Below are 18,075 nucleotides of genomic sequence, written 5' to 3'. Positions count from 1 at the left end.
GCGGGTTTATGATTTCTTTAAATACTGTTTTAACAAATAATTTAGAAGTTTGTTAGAAAGTGATACAAGCGTGTATTCCCGGTCGTTTTTCGATAATCGTGGGAGAGAGGGAGATGCTGTTCCTTCCGTATGGCTTCGTGAATATATAGCTACTTCCGACACCGATGGCAGCCCCGCATAGAATGTCCCACCAGTCATGTCGGTCACAATGAGTTCTGGTCCAAGCCACGTATCCCGAAAGGAGATAGGCGGGGATTCCGAATTTCCAGCCGTAACGCCGTTGTATAAATGAGGCTCCTTGAAAAGTAACTGTCGCGTGTCCTGATGGAAAAGCGTGATGATCGCTACCGTCGGGCCGCTTTTTCCGAATGGTATGTTTTAGAATATAACTTACTCCCACGGCGGTCACGGCGGAAAAGACGAATTGTTTAGTGCCTTGGTAGTCTTTTTTCAATAATGTTGTTGCTAGGCAAGCGACAGGAGTCGCGTAGTAAATGATATCACCGGAAGTTTCTATCGCTTTCTTTTGGGCTGATAGACGGGGGATAAATATTATATTCAAGAGAAAAAATAGGCTACAAAATAGACAGAGTGATTTTTTTTTCGCGAAAGGCTGTTGTTTCATCTTGTTGATTATTAAAAACTCACCGCGAATGTATAAAAAAATGTGCGACAAGAAGTCGAAAAAAAATGATTTATCATTTCCAAATTTCAAAAATAGTCGTACATTTGCAGCCGTTATCGCCAATTTAGCTCAGCTGGTAGAGCAACGCATTCGTAATGCGTAGGTCTGGGGTTCGAGTCCCCAAATTGGCTCACGAAAGAGAGATTGTTTATGTTGAAAGCAATCTCTCTTTTATTTTTGTATTAATTCTTACTTTGGAATAATCCAAATACTGGTGTATTTTCGTGTGACAAGTAAATTTATTACATTTGTATCCGAGAAGGACGCGGATTTTTAAGTCTGGATATACTAATTTATACATATTTACTTGTGTTTATGAAAAAAGGAAGATTATTTTTGAGCCTGTTGGCTTGTTGTGTGTTACTTGGGGCAAAAAGTGGAAATGCCCAGTCGTGGAAAGATATTTTGAATTCTTCCGCGGTAAAGGATGTGGTGAATACGCTCACGGGAAACGTGATTAAGTTTTCTGATTTGCAAGGGAATTGGAATTACGTGGAACCCGCTTGCAAGATGACGAGCGATGACAAATTGAAAGAGGTGGGAGGGACGCTCATGTCTTCCGCCTTGGAAAAGAAAATCACGACGGTTTACACGAAAGCGGGCATCGTTCCCGGTAAGTTCTCGTACACGTTTAATAGTGACAGTACTTTCACGAATGTTATCGGTAAGAAGACGTTGAAGGGAACTTATTCTTTAGACGAGAAAAATAAGGTACTTGTATTGAGTTACAAGTTGGGAAACGCTTTCACCGTGAAGCGGACTGAAGTGCAACTGGCAAAATCGGGAGAGCAGATTTCGATGCTTTTTAATGTCGACGGGTTGATGAAGTTTGTCAAGGTGTTGTCGTCGATGGCGAAAAAGTCTGATTCATCTTCATCCTTGTCTTCTTTACTGGAAGGGTATGACGGGATGCTTCTGGGATTCGAGATGAAAAAATAAATTTGGAAATTTATTTGCGGAACTTTTCTCCCCCTCGAGTATGTATGAGATAAAAAATAATACAGAGAGGAATACCAATGCCTCCGGTTAGGCTTAGATACGATAGATTAAAAATATCGGCGGCAAGAATAAATAACATGCAGAGAACAAGGGAAAGTATGAGTTTTCCTGTACTTTTACAAAGCGCTTTGGAATCATACTTTTCCTTTTCTTCTTTTGTCATTGTGTTATACCCGGCGATAAGGAACGCTCCTTTACCGCATAACAGTAAAATAGCGAGAATTAAAAAAATGGCAATAACACAAATCAAAACAATCATCTTTTTCTTGTTTTAAAATTCCGAGGTAAAGTGGAATATTAACTTTTTATAATTGCTTTGTGCCATTTGGAGCATGTATTGCGATTCGGCAAGAAACACGTCCCGTCCCCATTTGTCCTTGGCAAGATACTGTGCTTTATGAAGCTTGAAATCTTCCAGTTCCTTGTCGTCCAATGCTTCAATCCAGCAAGCCTTGTAGAGGTTGATCGGTTCCCAGCGACAAGCCGCACTATACTCGTGAAGCAAACGATATTCGATGACTTCAAACTGAAGGGCACCCACTGTTCCGATGATCTTCCGGTTGTTGAACTGGTTGACAAAAAGCTGGGCGACACCTTCATCCATTAGTTGGTCGATGCCTTTTGCCAGTTGTTTTGATTTCATGGGATCTGCATTCTCGATATACTTGAATAATTCCGGCGAGAAACTGGGTATTCCCTTGAAATGTAGTTTTTCTCCTTCCGTGAGGGTATCGCCGATTTTGAAGTTTCCCGTGTCATGCAGCCCGACGATGTCACCGGGATAAGCCTCGTCGATAATAGATTTCTTGGAAGCCATGAATGCAGTCGGAGTCGAGAATTTAAGGTTTTTACCTAATCCCACGTGGAGGTAATTCGTGTTACGTTTGAATGTACCGGAACAAACTTTCACGAAAGCGATACGGTCACGGTGGTTCGGGTCCATGTTGGCGTGTATTTTAAAGACGAAACCGGTAAATTTCTCTTCTTCCGGCGACACGATACGTTCCTCTGTTTCACGCGGGAGGGGTGTAGGTGCTATTTCGATAAAACAATCCAGCATTTCCCGGATACCGAAATTGTTCAAGGCAGAACCGAAAAACACGGGTGCCAGTTGCCCCTGCAGGTAGGCTTCCCTGTCTGCGGCGGGGTAGACTTCACGCACGAGTTCCAAATCTTCACGCAGTTTGGAGGCTGATCTTTCACCGATATGGCTATCCAGTTCATCGGAATCTATATCGTTAATTTCAATCCCGTCTTGTATGGTCTGCACGCTGGCGGAGTAAAGGCACAAGTTTTCTTTGTGTATATTGTATATACCCTTGAAGACGTCTCCGTTGCCGATAGGCCAGCTCAGAGGGGTTACCTGAATTTGAAGTTCTTTTTCTATTTCATCCAACAGGTCGAACGGGTCCTGTCCCGGGCGGTCGAGTTTGTTGATGAACACGATGACCGGGGTTTTGCGCATCCGGCATACTTGCATGAGTTTGCGGGTTTGGCTCTCGACACCTTTGGCGGAGTCAATCACGATAATTACGCTGTCGCAAGCCGTCAGTACCCGGAAAGTATCTTCGGCGAAATCTTGATGGCCGGGAGTGTCAAGAATATTGATTTTAACGTCTTTGTATTCAAAACCCATAACGGATGTGGCAACCGAGATTCCTCTCTGGCGTTCTATTTCCATGAAGTCGGAAGTTGCCGTTTTCTTAATCTTGTTTGATTTTACGGCACCCGCTATATGGATAGCACCCCCGAATAACAATAGTTTTTCCGTTAATGTAGTTTTACCCGCGTCCGGGTGGCTGACAATACCGAATGTCCGTCTTTTCAAAATCTCTTCCTTGAAACCCATTTGTCTTGATGATTTTAGATTTTATTTTAGCGGGTGCAAAGATAGAAATAAATTTTAAATTTATACCCGGGGTGCGTGGGGAGATGAGGTAAGTTTCTGGCGTGTTCAATAATCTTCTTGTTATTATTTGTATTGATATAATGTATCTCGTAGTTATCAAATTTTATTCAATTTCAATTAATTTTCTATTATTCTACCTTTAGAATAGGGTATGAATAGGAGTTGAATGGGAGTTGAATAGGAGATGATATAAACCAACTACAAATGATATTTATATTTTGTATATCTTATATGGCTTATTTTAACTTAAATACCGGAGAAAAAGGATACTTGCATTCACTCGTTTGTCTCGGGAAGAGATAGGGTGCTCTTGAAGGGACGAACTTTTTGTCGTGGAATTTAACTTTTGTCTTTTAAAATCGTAGTTTTGTAAAACTAAAATGGAAGATATGGAAAAGTATATAGGAGCACACGTGAGTGCATCGGGAGGAGTTGAAAACGCGCCGGTTAACGCGCACGAGATTGGGGCAACGGCTTTTGCCCTGTTCACGAAAAATCAAAGACAATGGAAGGCTGCCCCCCTGTCGGCAGATAGTATAAGGCTGTTTCGGGAACGTTGCGAGCAGTATGGTTACACGGCTAAACAGATATTGCCGCACGACAGTTACTTGATTAATCTCGGGCATCCGGAAGCCGTGAGTTTGGAGAAGTCCAGAGAGGCATTTTTCGATGAAATGAAGCGTTGCGAGGAGTTGGGTTTGGACAGGTTGAATTTTCACCCGGGAAGCACGTTGAAGGAGATTAGCGATGAGGCTTGCTTGACCTTGATAGCGGAGTCGATTAATATGGCATTGGAACGGACGCGCGGGGTTACTGCCGTGATCGAGAATACGGCAGGACAAGGTTCTAACTTGGGCTACAAGTTCGAGCAGATTGCCTATATCATCGATAAGGTGGAAGATAAAACCCGTGTCGGGGTTTGTATTGATACTTGTCACTCGTTTGCGGCGGGGTATGATTTGGCAACTTCTTCCGGTTTCACGGAAACATTCGAGCATTTCGATAACGTGATCGGGTTTAAATATTTGCGGGGAATGCACTTGAACGATGCCAAGAAAGAGTTGGGTTCCCGTGTCGATCGTCACGATAGTTTGGGTAAGGGAACGTTAGGTATCGAGCCGTTCAAATGGATCATGCAAGACGGGCGGTTTGACGGGATTCCTTTGATTCTGGAAACACCGGATGAATCGTTATGGCCGGAGGAAATCAAGATGTTGAAAGGATTTGTAAAATGAAAATATTACATACTTCGGACTGGCATTTGGGAAAACGCTTGAACGAGCGGGAAAGGATACAGGAGCAGGTAGAAGTAATGGATGAAATTGTGCGAATCACGGAAGAGGAGAACGTGGATGTTGTTGTTGTTGCCGGGGATTTGTTCGATACGTTTAATCCGTCGGTGGAGGCGATAGAATTGTTGTATCGCGCGTTGCATCGTTTGGCGAACGGTGGCAAGCGGTTGGTGGTGGCTATTGCGGGAAATCATGATTCGCCCGATCGGGTGGATTCGCCCGACGTGTTGGCTCGTCAGCATGGAATCTTTTTCGTGGGTAGCCCGAAGGTTCATTTTAATTCCACGGTGACGGACGGGGGGATTGAGTTATCGCGTTCGGAAGAGGGAATTTCCGAATTTCGGTTGCCGGGATACGAGTATCCTTTGCGGGTGATGCATACCCCTTATGCCAATAGTCTACGCTTGTGTCGATTTCTTGGAGTCGAGGAGCAGGAGGAGGGATTGCGTGCCGTGCTTCGGGAGCATTGGGGTGTGTTAGCCGCAAAGTATTGTGATAACGCGGGAGTGAATTTGTTGGTGACGCATCTTTACGTGGCACGGGAAGGGGGAGATATGCCGGAGGAACCCGAGGATGAACGTCCGATTAATATCGGCGGGGCGGATGCGGTGTACACGTCATTGATACCCGACGGGATACAATATGCGGCGTTGGGGCATTTGCATCGCTGGCAAGTGGTGGACACGGTGCCTTGTCCGGCGGTGTACAGCGGTAGTCCTCTGGGATATAGTTTTAGCGAGGCGGAGCAGAATAAATATGTCACGATCGTGGAGGCGGAGCCGGGACAAGAGGTGCGTTTCGAGAAGCGGCGTTTGACAAGCGGGCGTCCGTTGGTGCGGGTGCGTTTCGAGGGGGTGGAGCAGGCTGTGGCTTGGTTGGCGGGGCATCCCGAGGCGTGGGTGGAATTGACGGTAGCGACCGATACTTACCTGACTGCCGCTGAAACGAAGTCGATACACGAGGCGCATGACGGTATCGTGTGTTTGATTCCGGAGGTGAAAGAAGCGTCGGTTTCCGATGAACGGGTGGCGTCGATACATGATTTGCGTTCTGACGTGAACGCTCTTTTCGCCGAGTATTTTCGTCGTCGTAAAGGGCAGGAACCGAATGACGAGATTATGGCGTTGTTTAAAGAAACTTTATCAATTGAAAATTGAAAGTTGAAAATGGAAAATTATAAAAAGCTATCAAATCGAAATCAAGAGTTCTCATTTTCAATTTTCAATTCTTAATTTTCAATTATATTATGGTTCCGGTTAGATTGACATTAGAAGGTATATATTCGTATAGAGAAGCGCAGACGATAGAATTCAATCGGCTGACGGAGGCTAAGTTGTTCGGTATTTTCGGTCCGGTGGGAAGTGGGAAATCGACGATTTTGGAGGCGATGATTTACGTGATTTACGGGGTGATCGATCGGTTGAACAACGAGGTGAAGTATAATTTGATGAATCTTCAGTCCGATCGCTTGTTCGTGGATTTTGAATTCAAGGCGGGCGAACAGGGACGGGATTTTAGAGCCACGGTCGAGAGTAAGCGGAACAAGAAAAGGTTTACCGATATCTCTGTTCCGAAATTTTTATATCACGCGCGGAAGGACGGGGAATGGATGCCGTGTACCCGGGAAGATGTTATCGCGGCGATAGGGCTTAACGCGCAAAATTTCAAGCGGGTTGTGATTATTCCTCAAGGTAAGTTTCAAGATTTTCTTATGCTTCGGGATAAGGAGCGCACGGAGATGATGATGGAGCTTTTCGGGGAGTTGCGCCGTTATGATTTGGGCGGTAAGGTGGCTTATCTGGAGGGGGAAACCAACAAGAAAATGATTGATCTGAAAGGACAGTTGACCGGATTGGGAGAGGTTAGCGAGGATGCATTGGCAGAGAGCAAGAAACGATTGGTGGGATTGCGGGAAGATGCGGAACGATTGAAAAAGGCGTTGCAAGAGGGGACGGAACGGGAAAATCAATTGAAAAAAGTGAAACAGCTGGTGGAGGAACGGGGTGTTCGGGAAGAGGAGGAAAAAGGTTTGTTGGGACAAAAAGAGAGTATCGCCGAATTATTGAAACAGGTCGAGAAGTACGAGTATTGTTTGCAATATTTTCAACAACCGATCAATCGCTGGGAAGATAGTTCCCGCCGTTTGGCGGAATCTGAAAAAGCTTTGTCCGGGTATCGGGAACGGTTGGTTGGCAAACAACAGGAGTTGACTTGTTTTAAAGAACAATATAATGAATTGAAGTTGAGATACGAGGAGCGGGATCAGTTGAAAGTGCGGGCGGAGCGGTTGGAAGGGGTGATTCGCTTGCGAAGTTTGACGGTGGAACAGAAGGATTTACGGGAACGGCATGCCAAAGGGGAGGCTATGGTGGCTACCACACGAGAGGAAGTCGAGGTTTTGAAACGTCAATTGGCGGAGCGGAAAGATAGACTGGAGAAATTGGTGCAGTCTATCCCGGATATGAAGTTATTGTCTGACATTCGGGAGTGGTATAGCCAGTATCATCATTCGCGGGAAGAAGAAACACGGGTGCGGGAGGAGTTGAAGCAGGTTGAAAATGAGCTGTTGAAAGATAAGGAAGTTGTTCTGTCCCATAAGCAAAAATATTCCTTCTTCGCTGACGCGGAAAGCGATACGTCAGAAGAGTTGTTGGAAATATCTGAAAAAAGGAGCCAACAGATAGAGCGGGAATTAAAGGGTTGTCGGGATGAATTGATGCATCTGAATACTCGTCAGCGTTTAGTCGATTTTGCCAAAGAATTGAGCGAGGGGGAACCTTGCCCGTTGTGTGGTGCGTTGTCACATCCCGCACCTTTGCACGCGGAGGAGATGGAGGGCGTGATGCGTTTGACCGCGGAGAGAATCAAGGCGTTGGAACGCGAGCGGGAGGAATTGAACCGGTGGAGTTCCGTTTTAGCCATCGCGGGTGAACGAAAGCGCTTGAATTTGAACAGACAGGTACAGGCGAAGATAAAGCAAGAAGAAATACAACATAAATTGCAGGAGCATTTGTCCCGTTTTGTATGGGAGGGTTTCGCCCCGGATGACGCGCGACATCTTAAGGAAGAGATCGACAGGGCGGCGTCTTTAGGGAATGAACGGAAACAGTTGGAGGCGGAGGTGAAGCAGACGGAGTCGGAGATTGAATTGAAGAGAGGTCATTTGGAAAAATACAGTAAACGGTTGGAGGAGATTGACCGGGAAGTGGTGCAGCGTGAAACGCAGATGGAGTTGTTGCGGGAACAGTTGAAAGGCTTTGACGTGACCGTGTACATGGAAGCCGGTCTGGAGAGTTTGAAGGAGGAGAAAGAGAAGTGCCTCACTGTTTTTGAAAAATTGGGAAAAGATTACCGGGAGGCTACCGAGCGATTGCAGCTTATGGAGAACGAGTATCGAAAGTGGGAAGGCGGCGCGGAGGAAAAAGAGAAAGAAATCGTGTTGCTCCGAGAGGAAAAGAAGAGTGGAGAAGAGAAATTGAATGCGTTGTTAAGGGAGAGTGTTTATAAAGATATAGCGGCGGTGCGTGGAACTCTGGACAAGAAACTGGATTTACCTGCCAGCCGAAGTAGGATAAATCGATTTAATCAACAATTGCACGTCGTGCAGGTAAGGAAATTGGAATTGGAGAAGTTGCTTGCCGGGGTGGAGTATCGGGTGGAGGAGCATGAGGCATTGGTGTGTCAACTGGAAGAGTACCGGCTACGGGAGAGAGAAGTGTTGGCAGAACATGGTGCGTTGGCAAATCAAGTCAAAGATATGGAAAACCGTGCTGCGGCACGGGTGAAGATCGGGAAGGAGTTGGATGTTCTGGACGCAAGGCTTCGGAATTTGCTGGTGTTGAAAAGTTTGTTCCGCGGGAATGATTTCGTGAAATTCGTGTCGTCGATTTATTTGCAGAATTTGTGTAACGCGGCGAACGAGCGTTTTTATCGGATGACTCGCCAGCGTTTGAAGTTGGAGTTGGACGAGGATAATGATTTCGTGATCCGGGATTACATGAACGAGGGACGAACCCGTAGCGCCCGCACGCTTTCCGGGGGACAGATATTTCAAGCTTCTCTTTCGTTAGCGTTGGCGTTGACCGATAATATCCGGCATTTGACGGGGAGTGACCAGAATTTCTTTTTCTTGGATGAGGGGTTCGGTTCTCTTGACAAAGAGTCTTTGCGTGTCGTTTTTGAAACACTCAAGTCGTTGCGGGAAGAGAACCGGGTTGTCGGTCTGATTTCTCACGTGGAAGAGATGCAGCAGGAATTACCGGTATGCGTGTTCGTGGAGAACACGGCGGAACGGGGAAGCGTTGTGATAATTGACAATTAAATTAATTTGTGATTTATGATTCGCGATTTGCGATTAAAAAAGCCTTGGCAAGTGCCGTTGGAATCATAAATCTAAAGTTATAAATCATAAATCTAAAATATGAAAGTCGGTTTATTATCAGATACCCACGGGTGGTTAGACCCGAAGATTGTGGAGTTCTTTAAAGCGTGTGATGAAGTGTGGCATTGTGGGGATATCGGGGATGTGGCGGTGACGGATGCTTTAGCGAAACGGTTTAAGTTGCGTGCCGTGTACGGGAATATTGATGGGGAATTGTCGCGTAGAATGTTTCCGGGGACGGAGGTTTTCCAATGCGAGGGGGTGAAGGTGGTGATGACTCATATCGGAGGATATCCCGGTCATTATGACAAGAAGGCGGCGGATGTTTTACGACGGGAACGACCTAAATTATTTGTTTGCGGTCATTCGCATATCGCGAAAGTGAAATATGATGAATTGTTGGATTGTTTGCATATCAATCCGGGTGCGGCGGGGAAATTCGGTTTCCATACCGTGCGAACAGCCGTGCGTTTTGAAATTAACGGGGAGCGGATTGAGAATCTGGAATTGATAGAGTTGGAAAAATAATTAATTTAAGACTCTGTTAATAGAATTAATACTTTCGAGGTGTTACATTTGCAAATGTTACTCGTAGAAAAGAGAGAATACTAAATATATATTATATGAAAAGAGTTTTACTATCAGCGGTTGCTCTGTTAATCGCTTGTTTGAGTTGGCAAAGTGTTTCGGCACAACGGGATATGCAAGCCGTGCGGGAACAATCTATCAAGTATCAACAATTAATGCAATTGATAGCCGGATATTACGTGGATACGGTTAATTTGAAAAAGGTCACGGAGGATGCTATCGTGAAAGTGTTGGCTGACCTTGACCCTCATTCCGTGTATATACCCCGGGAGGAGTTGGAAGAGGCGAACGAACCCTTGGAAGGAGGTTTTTTCGGTATAGGGATACAGTTTAACGTGCTTCATGATACGTTGACCGTGGTTGACGTGGTCGCGGGAGGACCTTCTGAAAAGGTCGGGTTGCTCGCCGGTGACCGGATTACGGAGGTTGACGGGGAGAATATAGCCGGAATCGGTATCAGTAACACGGACGTGAGGAAGCGTTTGAAAGGGGAGAAGGGAACCGTGGTGAAGGTTAAGGTGAAGAGAGGGAATGAATGGATTGATTTCAATATCGTGCGGGACATGATTCCGATTTACAGTGTCGATGCTGCGTACATGATTGACAAGAATATCGGGTATATCAAGATTGCCCGTTTCGCTGCCACGACTGTCGAGGAGTTTGAAAAGGCCGTGAAGCAATTGCAGGCAGAAGGGATGAAAGATTTGATTATAGATTTGCAAGGTAACGGCGGCGGTTACATGGGGGCGGCTATCGGTCTTGCCGACCACTTGTTGGACGGGCGAAAAATGATTGTGTACACGGATAGTCCCGCTTATGGCAGGGCTGAAGAGTTTTCTACTCCCGCTGGATTATTCCAAGATGGTCGGGTTGTCGTGCTTCTTGACGGTAACTCCGCTTCTGCCAGTGAAATTTTGGCAGGTGCCGTGCAGGACTGGGACCGCGGGTTAATTGTCGGACGCCGTTCTTTCGGTAAAGGATTGGTGCAACGTCAATACCCTTTGGCAGACAAGTCTGCTATTCGCCTTACGATATCCCATTATTTTACCCCGTCCGGACGGGGTATCCAAAAACCGTACAAGGGAAAAGATTACCAGATAGAATTGTATGAACGTTACGCTAACGGGGAGTTGCTGAATGCCGACAGTATCGCATTGACGGATTCCACGAAATACTACACGAAGAAGGAGCATCGTTTGGTTTATGGCGGGGGTGGTATTATTCCCGACGTGTTCGTGCCGATTGACACGAACGTGAATTACAGTTATTTCAATCGTTTGTTGGCGAAGGGTGTTATCGGTGAATTTACTTTGAATTACGTGGATAAGAACCGGGATGCTTTGAAGAAAAAATACCCGAAGTTCGAGATGTTCAAGAAGGATTTTCAAGTGACCGACGCCATGGTGAACGAGATTGTGCAGAAAGGGGAGAAACAGGGTGTGAAAAAGGACGAGAAACTGTTGACTCCGGTTATTCCGGAAATAAAATTATTCGTGAAATCCTTGATTGCTCGGGATTTGTGGAATATGACAGAGTTATACAAGATTTCCAATGAGCAGAACAAAGTGTTAAACGCGGCTGTAAAGACTTTACAGGATGGGACTTATAATAATACAATAAAATAAGTATTGTTTTGGTCTGTTTTTTGATAGAGTTGTTACGTAGTGTTAATACATTGTGAGCTATTGTAATTGAATAATCTAAAATTTGATGGAATGAAAAAGTTTTTATTAGTGGTGATCGCTATGGTCACGTTAGGAAGTGTTCATGCTCAGACCGCGTTCAAGAGCAAAGTCGAAGGTATAACCGGTACGGAATTTTATTTCGGTCCGAAATTCGGATTCAACGTGGCCGGTATAAGTGATGGCCCGAATAAAAGTAAATTGAGTTTCCTTGTGGGAGCTTTTGCCGAATTCAAGTTCAATGATTTATTTGGTTTGCAAACCGAGTTGATCTATTCCCGGCAAGGTGATAAAGGGAAAGAGGGAGGTACTAAATATTGGATGAGGGTGAATTATTTGAATATTCCCGTTTTGGCGAAGTTCTACGTGTGGGAAGGTTTGAGTGTTGATCTTGGTCCGCAATTGGGATTTGCCTTGAATGGAAAGCATAAAACAAAGCATGGAGGAACTGAAACGAAATCCACTATAAAACATTTGAATACGGTAGATTTGAGTTTCGGAATGGGATTGTCCTATGATTTCGATATGGGATTGGTTTTATCGGCTCGTTACAATTTGGGATTGACTAACGTGGTTGAAAAGGATAAAACTTACGGTAATAACCAAAACCGTGTATTCCAGTTATCTGCCGGATGGAAGTTCTAGGAACTGACAATATAATAAAAATGCCGTCACAATCTTTGCGACGGCATTTTTATTATATTACAACTCTTTATTTAGAACCGGAAACCTAATGTAAGTCTGAATTCGTTGTTTTTGAATTTCGTGTTGAATTCCGGGGATTCAATTACACCGGAAGGTGCTTCATAGTAATAGAACAACCCGTTGATGTCAGACTTCTTGTGCATGTAAGAGGCATCGGCATAGAATGAACCGAGATTTACCCCTAAACCGCCTGAATATATTTGAATGTCATTATCTTCATTCATTTCACCCTTTTTATAAGGAGAAGCCGAAAGAGCGTATCCGCCACGGAGGCAGAAAACACTGTTGAGTCTAAACTCGGCACCTGCTCTAAAATTATGGGTGGCTTTGTAGATGTCTTTGATTGCGTTGTTGGTTTCTAAGTATTCATTTTTTGCATCATCATTTGTGAATTTTGCTGCCGTGTAGTCCACGTACTCGTAATCACCACTAATGATTGCCCGTTGCCCGAGAACGATAGCTACGCCTGCCATTACCCGCCATGGGGTTTTCAGCTTGTATGAATAATCTGTATAGGCAGTCCATCCATATTCAAAGCCGGGCTTTGGTTCTGCATCTTCTACTGGTAGTTCAGAGAATTTAGCCGATACATTATTTTGCGCAAATGCATCTAAATTATAGTATGTCGGGGTGTGAATTGCCGCACCGATACGAATAGCCGGAATCGGACGGAATATAAATCCTGCTTTGAAATTTAATCCAGTACCGCTTGATGTGAAATCTTGATACATACTGAATTTTTCCAGTTTATTTGTTATGTCTTTTCCAATTATCTCTTCTGTATAAACTGAATATGATTTATAGTGCAGGGATTGAATTCCGAGCGTTGCCCCGAAATAGAATTTATCACTGAGATTACCACCGAGCGATATGGCATATTCACCTTGGAATCCTCGTTCCCTCGTGTATTTATAGTGCTGCAGTTGATCTGTTTCCCGAATGGGATTCTCGTAATTATAATCCTTGTTTTCGATAGCTTCTTTGCTTAAATAAAGCATATAAGCGTCATAAGCTAATCCTGTAGTGAAATCGTTCAACTGTTGAGGCGATTTTCCGTCTGCTTCTTCTTTCCACACGTTTGCTAAGGATGAATTACCGTCTGTTTCGTAATATCCTTGGAAAATATTCCTGTTGAAGTTATTCAAGGTCGAGTAGTTGAAACCGACATTGAAATTCTTTAATATTCTATTATTAGGACTAAAGGATAATACCAATCCGGCATTACTCATGATAAACATGTTTTTTTCGTTATCAATTCCTTTTGTTTTGGCATGGGCGAAATCCATCATCGGAGTAAAGCTAAACTCGGATTTACGGAACACCCCTATACCGGCGGGATTCATTGATAAGGTTGTTAAATTACCACCCAGTGCTGTGAAAGCTCCACCCATTGCAGTAACCCTTGCGGAACCGAATGGGACTATTCTGGAGAATCTAAGTGCATCTTCCTCGTTTTGTGCTGAAGCTGATAATGTGAAGAGGAATAGAACCGGGAGTATATATAATATTTTCATATCCAAAAGTATTAATTTAGAATTATCTTCTGCTGCCCGTGTTTGTACGTTCAACTGGTCCGCTACCGCCACCGCTTGAGCGGGAACTGGAACTGCTACCATATGATCCGCCGCTGCTATTGCCTCTGGAATAACTTCCGGAACTGTATGACGGATTGTAGGTTGAGCCTGAATTACCGCGGTCGAAGCTACTGCTTCTGGTTGTGCCGGAACTTCTCGAAGAGCGGGAGTACGTGCTGTATGACCGGGCGTTACGATTTGTCGTGTACTGTTTTTTAGGAGCGTAACGGGTTGTTGAAGCCGTTGGTCTTTCCACTGCACCACCCCAACCCGGACGATGATGTCCCCAGTTCGGTCCGTGGTGTCCCCATCCCGGGCGATGTCCCCAGTGCGGATAACCCCATCCCGGGTAGTAACCGTAATTTGGGCCCCATGAATTCCAACCCCAAGGGTCGTAATACCCGTGATAATACCCGTAGTTATTCCAATAAGGATCCCATCCCCACGAGTTACCCCATCCGAAAGAACCTCTCCATCCCCAACGATCCCAACCGAATGCCACGCGGTTGCTCCACGCGAAACTGTCGAAACGGGGATCGTTCCATGCTACTGTCCAAATGTATTTCGGGTAATTACCGAAGATCATTTCGTTATATAATGAAATATTCGAGTTGCTGGGGAACCACCAGTAACGACCGTTTAACGTGAAAACGTTCCAGTCGGAGCTGAATGACAGGTTTTGGGCGATTTCATACCCGTTGCCGAAATAAGCAAAGCCTTCCGGGTAACGGTTCATGATGCGCACGCATTCTTCCAAGTCGTTATCGGAGCCTCTGAAGCCCCCGATCCAATACCCGTCGCCTTCCGAAACTTCAATTCTTGTCACGGGTTGTCCCGTTCTTTCTTCTTCTTTCTGTACTTGTTTTTCAGTAGCGTAACGTGCCATTCCTATGGCGTGAGATTTAGGATTCACGCTGTTGTCTTGTTCTTTAGGATAGACTTTATCGTTTGCTGTATTCTCTTTGGAAGATGAGTTCTTGTCCGCTACGATGTCCACGCCCGTTTTCTTCTTGATTTCCTGCGCGAAAAGAGAACGCTGCCCGGGAACATAGTAGATATCGTCTTCCTGCGCTCGTGTGAAATTTTGCGAGGAAGAGCAGGCACCGAAAATGACTGCTAATGCTGAAATGTATAACGCTATCTTCATGGCTGTAAATTTATTTCTTTCTTGTATGACAATTTTTGAGTGTCTTGGTTTATTCTATAATATAACAAATTGCGTACCACGCTATGTTTATTTCTCCTACTTTCATGCTAACAAGTCATAAACTTGTCAATCTGTCGGTTGCATTTTGCACGAATAAAAGGCAAAATGCCTATTATCATGATAAAAATAGAAAATAAAAATCGGAAATCCTAGTTTTTGTTGTAAATTTGCGCTTGTTTTATCAAAAAATAATGAGATGGCTAAGTTTTTAACTTCAAGAGAAGAGAATTATTCACAATGGTACAATGATCTGGTCGTGAAAGCCGGATTAGCAGAGAATTCAGCAGTAAGAGGATGTATGGTGATAAAACCTTACGGTTATGCCATATGGGAGAAGATTCAACGTCAGTTGGACCAGATGTTTAAAGACACCGGGCATAGCAATGCTTATTTCCCATTGTTGATTCCCAAATCTTTCTTTTCCAAGGAAGCTGACCACGTGGAGGGATTTGCCAAGGAGTGTGCGGTTGTAACTCATTATCGATTGAAAAATGATCCCAACGGGGGCGGGGTAGTTGTTGACCCGGCTGCTAAGTTGGAAGAAGAATATATTATTCGTCCGACTTCCGAGACGATTATTTGGAATACTTACAAGAATTGGATTCAGTCGTACAGGGATCTTCCGATCTTGTGTAACCAATGGGCTAACGTGATGCGCTGGGAGATGCGTACGCGTATGTTCCTGCGTACTGCCGAGTTCTTGTGGCAAGAAGGTCACACGGCTCACGCCACGAAAGAAGAAGCTGTCGAGGAGGCTCATAAGATGGTACGCGTGTATGCCGAGTTTGCCGAGAAATGGATGGCAATGCCCGTTATCATGGGACACAAGAGTGAAACGGAGCGTTTCGCCGGGGCTTTGGATACACTGACGATCGAGGCCATGATGCAGGACGGGAAGGCTCTGCAATCGGGTACTTCTCATTTCTTGGGACAGAATTTTGCCAAGGCTTTTGACGTGCAATTTACCACGAAAGAGGGGAAACAAGAGTACGTGTGGGCTACATCTTGGGGAGTTTCTACCCGTTTGATGGGAGCGTTGATTATGGCTCATTCCGATGACAACGGTTTGGTGTTGCCGCCAAAACTGGCTCCGCTTCAAGTGGCGATAGTTCCGATTTACAAGAGCATGGAGGGATTGGAGAAAATCCGTCAAACGGTTAGTGGTTTGATCGAGAAACTGAAGAAAGCCGGAATCACGGTTAAGTTCGATGATCGGGACACGCAAAAACCGGGTTGGAAATTTGCCGACTACGAGTTGAAGGGCGTTCCCGTGCGTTTGGCCATGGGAGAGCGTGATCTGGAAAACGGAACGATTGAAGTGGCTCGCCGCGATACTTTGACCAAGGAAACGTTACCCTTGGAAGGTATTGAATTACACATCGAGAAGTTATTGGACGAGATTCAGGAGAATATATACAAATTAGCACTGGAGCGGCGTAACAATTGGATCACGAAAGTGGATTCTTACGAGGAGTTCAAAACGTTGATTGACACGAAAGGCGGGTTCTTCTTGTGTCATTGGGACGGAACCCCGGAAACGGAGGAGAAGATCAAGAACGAGACGAAAGCCACGATTCGTTGTATCCCGTTTGATGCTCCCGAGGAAGAAGGCAAGTGCATGGTGACAGGGAAGCCGTCGCGCAGGAGGGTGTTGATAGCGAGAGCTTATTAATTTTAAATTTTAAATTGTAGATTTTAGATTGCAATGGCAGTCTGAGTCGAAATTGGATAATTTAAAAGTTAAAATTTGAAGTCTAAAATTTAAAATTGTTTTATGTTGCCAGTAGTTGAGCGTTTTCTCAGGTATGCGAAGATACACACGGAATCGGATCGGGAAACCGGGTTGGTTCCGAGCACACCGGGACAATTGGAATTTGCTTATCTCCTTTCAGAGGAGATGCAAGCAATGGGTATGCAGGACGTGTCGGTAGATGATTACGGGTATGTGATGGGATTTGTGCCCGGGAACACGGACAAGGAGTGTTCATCTATCGGGTTTATCGCCCACATGGATACTAGCCCGGATATGACGGGTAAACACGTGAAACCACAGATAATCGAGAACTACAAGGGTACAGATGTTCTTTTAAATAAAGAAAAAGGGTTTACTTTGTCGCCGGATGATTTCCCCGAGTTGAAGAATTACGTGGGGACGGATTTGATCGTGACGGACGGGAATACTCTTTTGGGAGCGGATGATAAAGCGGGTATTGCCGAGATTTTGACGGCAATGGAGTATTTGATTCAGCATCCGGAAATCAAACACGGGAGAATTGCCGTTTGCTTTACCCCGGACGAGGAGATTGGAGAAGGAGTTGACCATTTTGATTTGAAGAAATTCGGGGCTAAGTTCGCTTATACCTTGGATGGGGGTGAGATCGGGGAATTGGAATACGAGAATTTTAATGCGGCTTTGGCTCGCTTGACGTTCAAGGGAAGGAATTTCCACCCTGGTTACGCTAAAAACAAGATGGTTAATTCTATCAAGGTAGCCAACGAGTTCATGGCAAGTCTGCCGAAAAAGGAGGCTCCCGAGTATACTTCCGGTTACGAAGGCTTTTTCCATATTTATTCCATAAAAGGAACCGTGGAAGAAACAGTACTTGAGATATTGATTCGTGATTTTGATAGAGAAACTTTCGAGTGGCGCAAAGGGGTAATCGAGAACGGTGTTCGGGAGTTTACCAGAAAATACGATTTGCCGGTATTGTTGGATATGAAGGATCAGTACGCGAACATGAAAGAACGACTTGAACCTGTACGGTACATCGTGGATATCGCCAAACAAGCCATGGTGGAGTTAGGCATCAAACCTTTGTTTGTGCCTATCCGGGGAGGTACTAACGGCTCGAAATTGTCTTTCATGGGATTGCCCACCCCGAATTTGTCTAACGGGGCACATAATTCTCACGGGCGTTACGAGTATATTCCCGTGTCATCCATGGAGAATGCGGTTAAATTGATCGTGAAGATATCCGAATTTTGTGCTAAAGTTTGAGTTTATGAACTTAACGTGTAACAAATTTTCATTGTTTCACGTTTCATGTGATAAA

Annotated in this window: 14 protein-coding genes and 1 tRNA gene; 10 read left to right on the top strand and 5 right to left on the bottom strand. The window is 44.9% G+C overall.

Annotated elements, in window-relative coordinates; translation table 11 throughout:
• Positions 1 to 52: 52 nt before the first annotated feature.
• Entirely contained in the window at positions 53 to 625 is a 573-nt protein-coding gene (locus H8S64_RS08005) for a phosphatase PAP2 family protein (RefSeq protein ID WP_255469474.1), read from the bottom strand.
• 118 nt (positions 626 to 743) lie between these two features.
• On the opposite strand from H8S64_RS08005, the gene H8S64_RS08000 reads away from it, so the two are divergent.
• Both H8S64_RS08000 and H8S64_RS07995 read left to right on the top strand, forming a co-directional pair.
• A tRNA-Thr gene (locus H8S64_RS08000) sits at positions 744 to 816 on the top strand.
• 184 nt (positions 817 to 1,000) lie between these two features.
• Complete coding sequence (locus H8S64_RS07995; protein ID WP_186975667.1) at positions 1,001 to 1,624, top strand: DUF4923 family protein; 624 nt, start codon at positions 1,001 to 1,003, stop codon at positions 1,622 to 1,624.
• Positions 1,625 to 1,634: 10 nt separating this feature from the next.
• Here H8S64_RS07995 and H8S64_RS07990 read toward each other — a convergent pair whose 3' ends face one another.
• Together H8S64_RS07990 and H8S64_RS07985 are read right to left on the bottom strand one after the other, a co-directional pair.
• Positions 1,635 to 1,943, bottom strand: a complete 309-nt coding sequence (locus H8S64_RS07990) for a DUF3784 domain-containing protein (RefSeq protein WP_186975666.1) — start codon at positions 1,941 to 1,943, stop codon at positions 1,635 to 1,637.
• A gap of 12 nt (positions 1,944 to 1,955) precedes the next feature.
• Positions 1,956 to 3,533 carry a peptide chain release factor 3 gene (locus H8S64_RS07985; RefSeq protein WP_186975665.1) on the bottom strand — a complete coding sequence of 526 codons (1,578 nt, stop codon included), beginning with the start codon at positions 3,531 to 3,533 and terminating at the stop codon, positions 1,956 to 1,958.
• Between the two features lie 449 nt (positions 3,534 to 3,982).
• Between H8S64_RS07985 and nfo the strand changes: the two genes are divergently transcribed.
• From nfo to H8S64_RS07955, 6 genes are all read left to right on the top strand, one after another.
• A complete protein-coding gene (nfo, locus tag H8S64_RS07980; protein ID WP_186975664.1) occupies positions 3,983 to 4,828 on the top strand; it encodes a deoxyribonuclease IV in 846 nt (281 codons plus the stop codon).
• Positions 4,825 to 6,042, top strand: coding sequence for an exonuclease SbcCD subunit D (locus tag H8S64_RS07975; RefSeq protein ID WP_186975663.1), 1,218 nt, complete (start codon positions 4,825 to 4,827; stop codon positions 6,040 to 6,042). The genes nfo and H8S64_RS07975 overlap by 4 nt, the downstream gene beginning before the upstream one ends.
• A gap of 89 nt (positions 6,043 to 6,131) precedes the next feature.
• Positions 6,132 to 9,206: an SbcC/MukB-like Walker B domain-containing protein gene (locus tag H8S64_RS07970; protein ID WP_186975662.1), complete on the top strand. Its 3,075-nt coding sequence runs from the start codon at positions 6,132 to 6,134 to the stop codon at positions 9,204 to 9,206.
• Positions 9,207 to 9,305: 99 nt separating this feature from the next.
• Positions 9,306 to 9,794, top strand: a complete 489-nt coding sequence (locus tag H8S64_RS07965) for a metallophosphoesterase family protein (RefSeq protein ID WP_186975661.1) — start codon at positions 9,306 to 9,308, stop codon at positions 9,792 to 9,794.
• A gap of 95 nt (positions 9,795 to 9,889) precedes the next feature.
• Positions 9,890 to 11,479, top strand: a complete 1,590-nt coding sequence (locus H8S64_RS07960; protein WP_186975660.1) for a S41 family peptidase — start codon at positions 9,890 to 9,892, stop codon at positions 11,477 to 11,479.
• 90 nt (positions 11,480 to 11,569) lie between these two features.
• The gene (locus tag H8S64_RS07955) at positions 11,570 to 12,181 is read left to right on the top strand and encodes a porin family protein (RefSeq protein WP_099292716.1); all 612 of its coding nucleotides are present in this window, start codon (positions 11,570 to 11,572) and stop codon (positions 12,179 to 12,181) included.
• Positions 12,182 to 12,252: 71 nt separating this feature from the next.
• On the opposite strand, the gene H8S64_RS07950 is transcribed toward H8S64_RS07955, so the two are convergent.
• Together H8S64_RS07950 and H8S64_RS07945 are read right to left on the bottom strand one after the other, a co-directional pair.
• Positions 12,253 to 13,857, bottom strand: a complete 1,605-nt coding sequence (locus H8S64_RS07950; RefSeq protein WP_186975659.1) for an OmpP1/FadL family transporter — start codon at positions 13,855 to 13,857, stop codon at positions 12,253 to 12,255.
• Entirely contained in the window at positions 13,778 to 14,962 is a 1,185-nt protein-coding gene (locus H8S64_RS07945) for a hypothetical protein (RefSeq protein WP_186975658.1), read from the bottom strand. The genes H8S64_RS07950 and H8S64_RS07945 overlap by 80 nt, the downstream gene beginning before the upstream one ends.
• A 256-nt stretch (positions 14,963 to 15,218) precedes the next feature.
• On the opposite strand from H8S64_RS07945, the gene proS reads away from it, so the two are divergent.
• A complete protein-coding gene (proS, locus tag H8S64_RS07940) occupies positions 15,219 to 16,694 on the top strand; it encodes a proline--tRNA ligase (RefSeq protein WP_186975657.1) in 1,476 nt (491 codons plus the stop codon).
• Positions 16,695 to 16,796: 102 nt separating this feature from the next.
• Positions 16,797 to 18,020, top strand: coding sequence for a peptidase T (gene pepT, locus H8S64_RS07935; RefSeq protein ID WP_186975656.1), 1,224 nt, complete (start codon positions 16,797 to 16,799; stop codon positions 18,018 to 18,020).
• The last annotated feature ends 55 nt before the right edge of the window (positions 18,021 to 18,075 follow it).

The sequence above is a fragment of the Butyricimonas hominis genome (genome assembly GCF_014287455.1).
Lineage (GTDB): Bacteria > Bacteroidota > Bacteroidia > Bacteroidales > Marinifilaceae > Butyricimonas > Butyricimonas muris.
Note: the sequence above shows the minus strand (reverse complement) of the source record. Positions and strands in the feature narration are given on the sequence as shown.

What these genes read in the sequence shown, in the direction of transcription:
- H8S64_RS08005 (WP_255469474.1), bottom strand. Translation starts at nt 625, where the DNA reads ATGAAACAACAGCCTTTCGCGAAAAAAAAATCACTCTGTCTATTTTGT.
- H8S64_RS07995 (WP_186975667.1), top strand. Translation starts at nt 1,001, where the DNA reads ATGAAAAAAGGAAGATTATTTTTGAGCCTGTTGGCTTGTTGTGTGTTA.
- H8S64_RS07990 (WP_186975666.1), bottom strand. Translation starts at nt 1,943, where the DNA reads ATGATTGTTTTGATTTGTGTTATTGCCATTTTTTTAATTCTCGCTATT.
- H8S64_RS07985 (WP_186975665.1), bottom strand. Translation starts at nt 3,533, where the DNA reads ATGGGTTTCAAGGAAGAGATTTTGAAAAGACGGACATTCGGTATTGTC.
- nfo (WP_186975664.1), top strand. Translation starts at nt 3,983, where the DNA reads ATGGAAAAGTATATAGGAGCACACGTGAGTGCATCGGGAGGAGTTGAA.
- H8S64_RS07975 (WP_186975663.1), top strand. Translation starts at nt 4,825, where the DNA reads ATGAAAATATTACATACTTCGGACTGGCATTTGGGAAAACGCTTGAAC.
- H8S64_RS07970 (WP_186975662.1), top strand. Translation starts at nt 6,132, where the DNA reads ATGGTTCCGGTTAGATTGACATTAGAAGGTATATATTCGTATAGAGAA.
- H8S64_RS07965 (WP_186975661.1), top strand. Translation starts at nt 9,306, where the DNA reads ATGAAAGTCGGTTTATTATCAGATACCCACGGGTGGTTAGACCCGAAG.
- H8S64_RS07960 (WP_186975660.1), top strand. Translation starts at nt 9,890, where the DNA reads ATGAAAAGAGTTTTACTATCAGCGGTTGCTCTGTTAATCGCTTGTTTG.
- H8S64_RS07955 (WP_099292716.1), top strand. Translation starts at nt 11,570, where the DNA reads ATGAAAAAGTTTTTATTAGTGGTGATCGCTATGGTCACGTTAGGAAGT.
- H8S64_RS07950 (WP_186975659.1), bottom strand. Translation starts at nt 13,857, where the DNA reads ATGGTAGCAGTTCCAGTTCCCGCTCAAGCGGTGGCGGTAGCGGACCAG.
- H8S64_RS07945 (WP_186975658.1), bottom strand. Translation starts at nt 14,962, where the DNA reads ATGAAGATAGCGTTATACATTTCAGCATTAGCAGTCATTTTCGGTGCC.
- proS (WP_186975657.1), top strand. Translation starts at nt 15,219, where the DNA reads ATGGCTAAGTTTTTAACTTCAAGAGAAGAGAATTATTCACAATGGTAC.
- pepT (WP_186975656.1), top strand. Translation starts at nt 16,797, where the DNA reads ATGTTGCCAGTAGTTGAGCGTTTTCTCAGGTATGCGAAGATACACACG.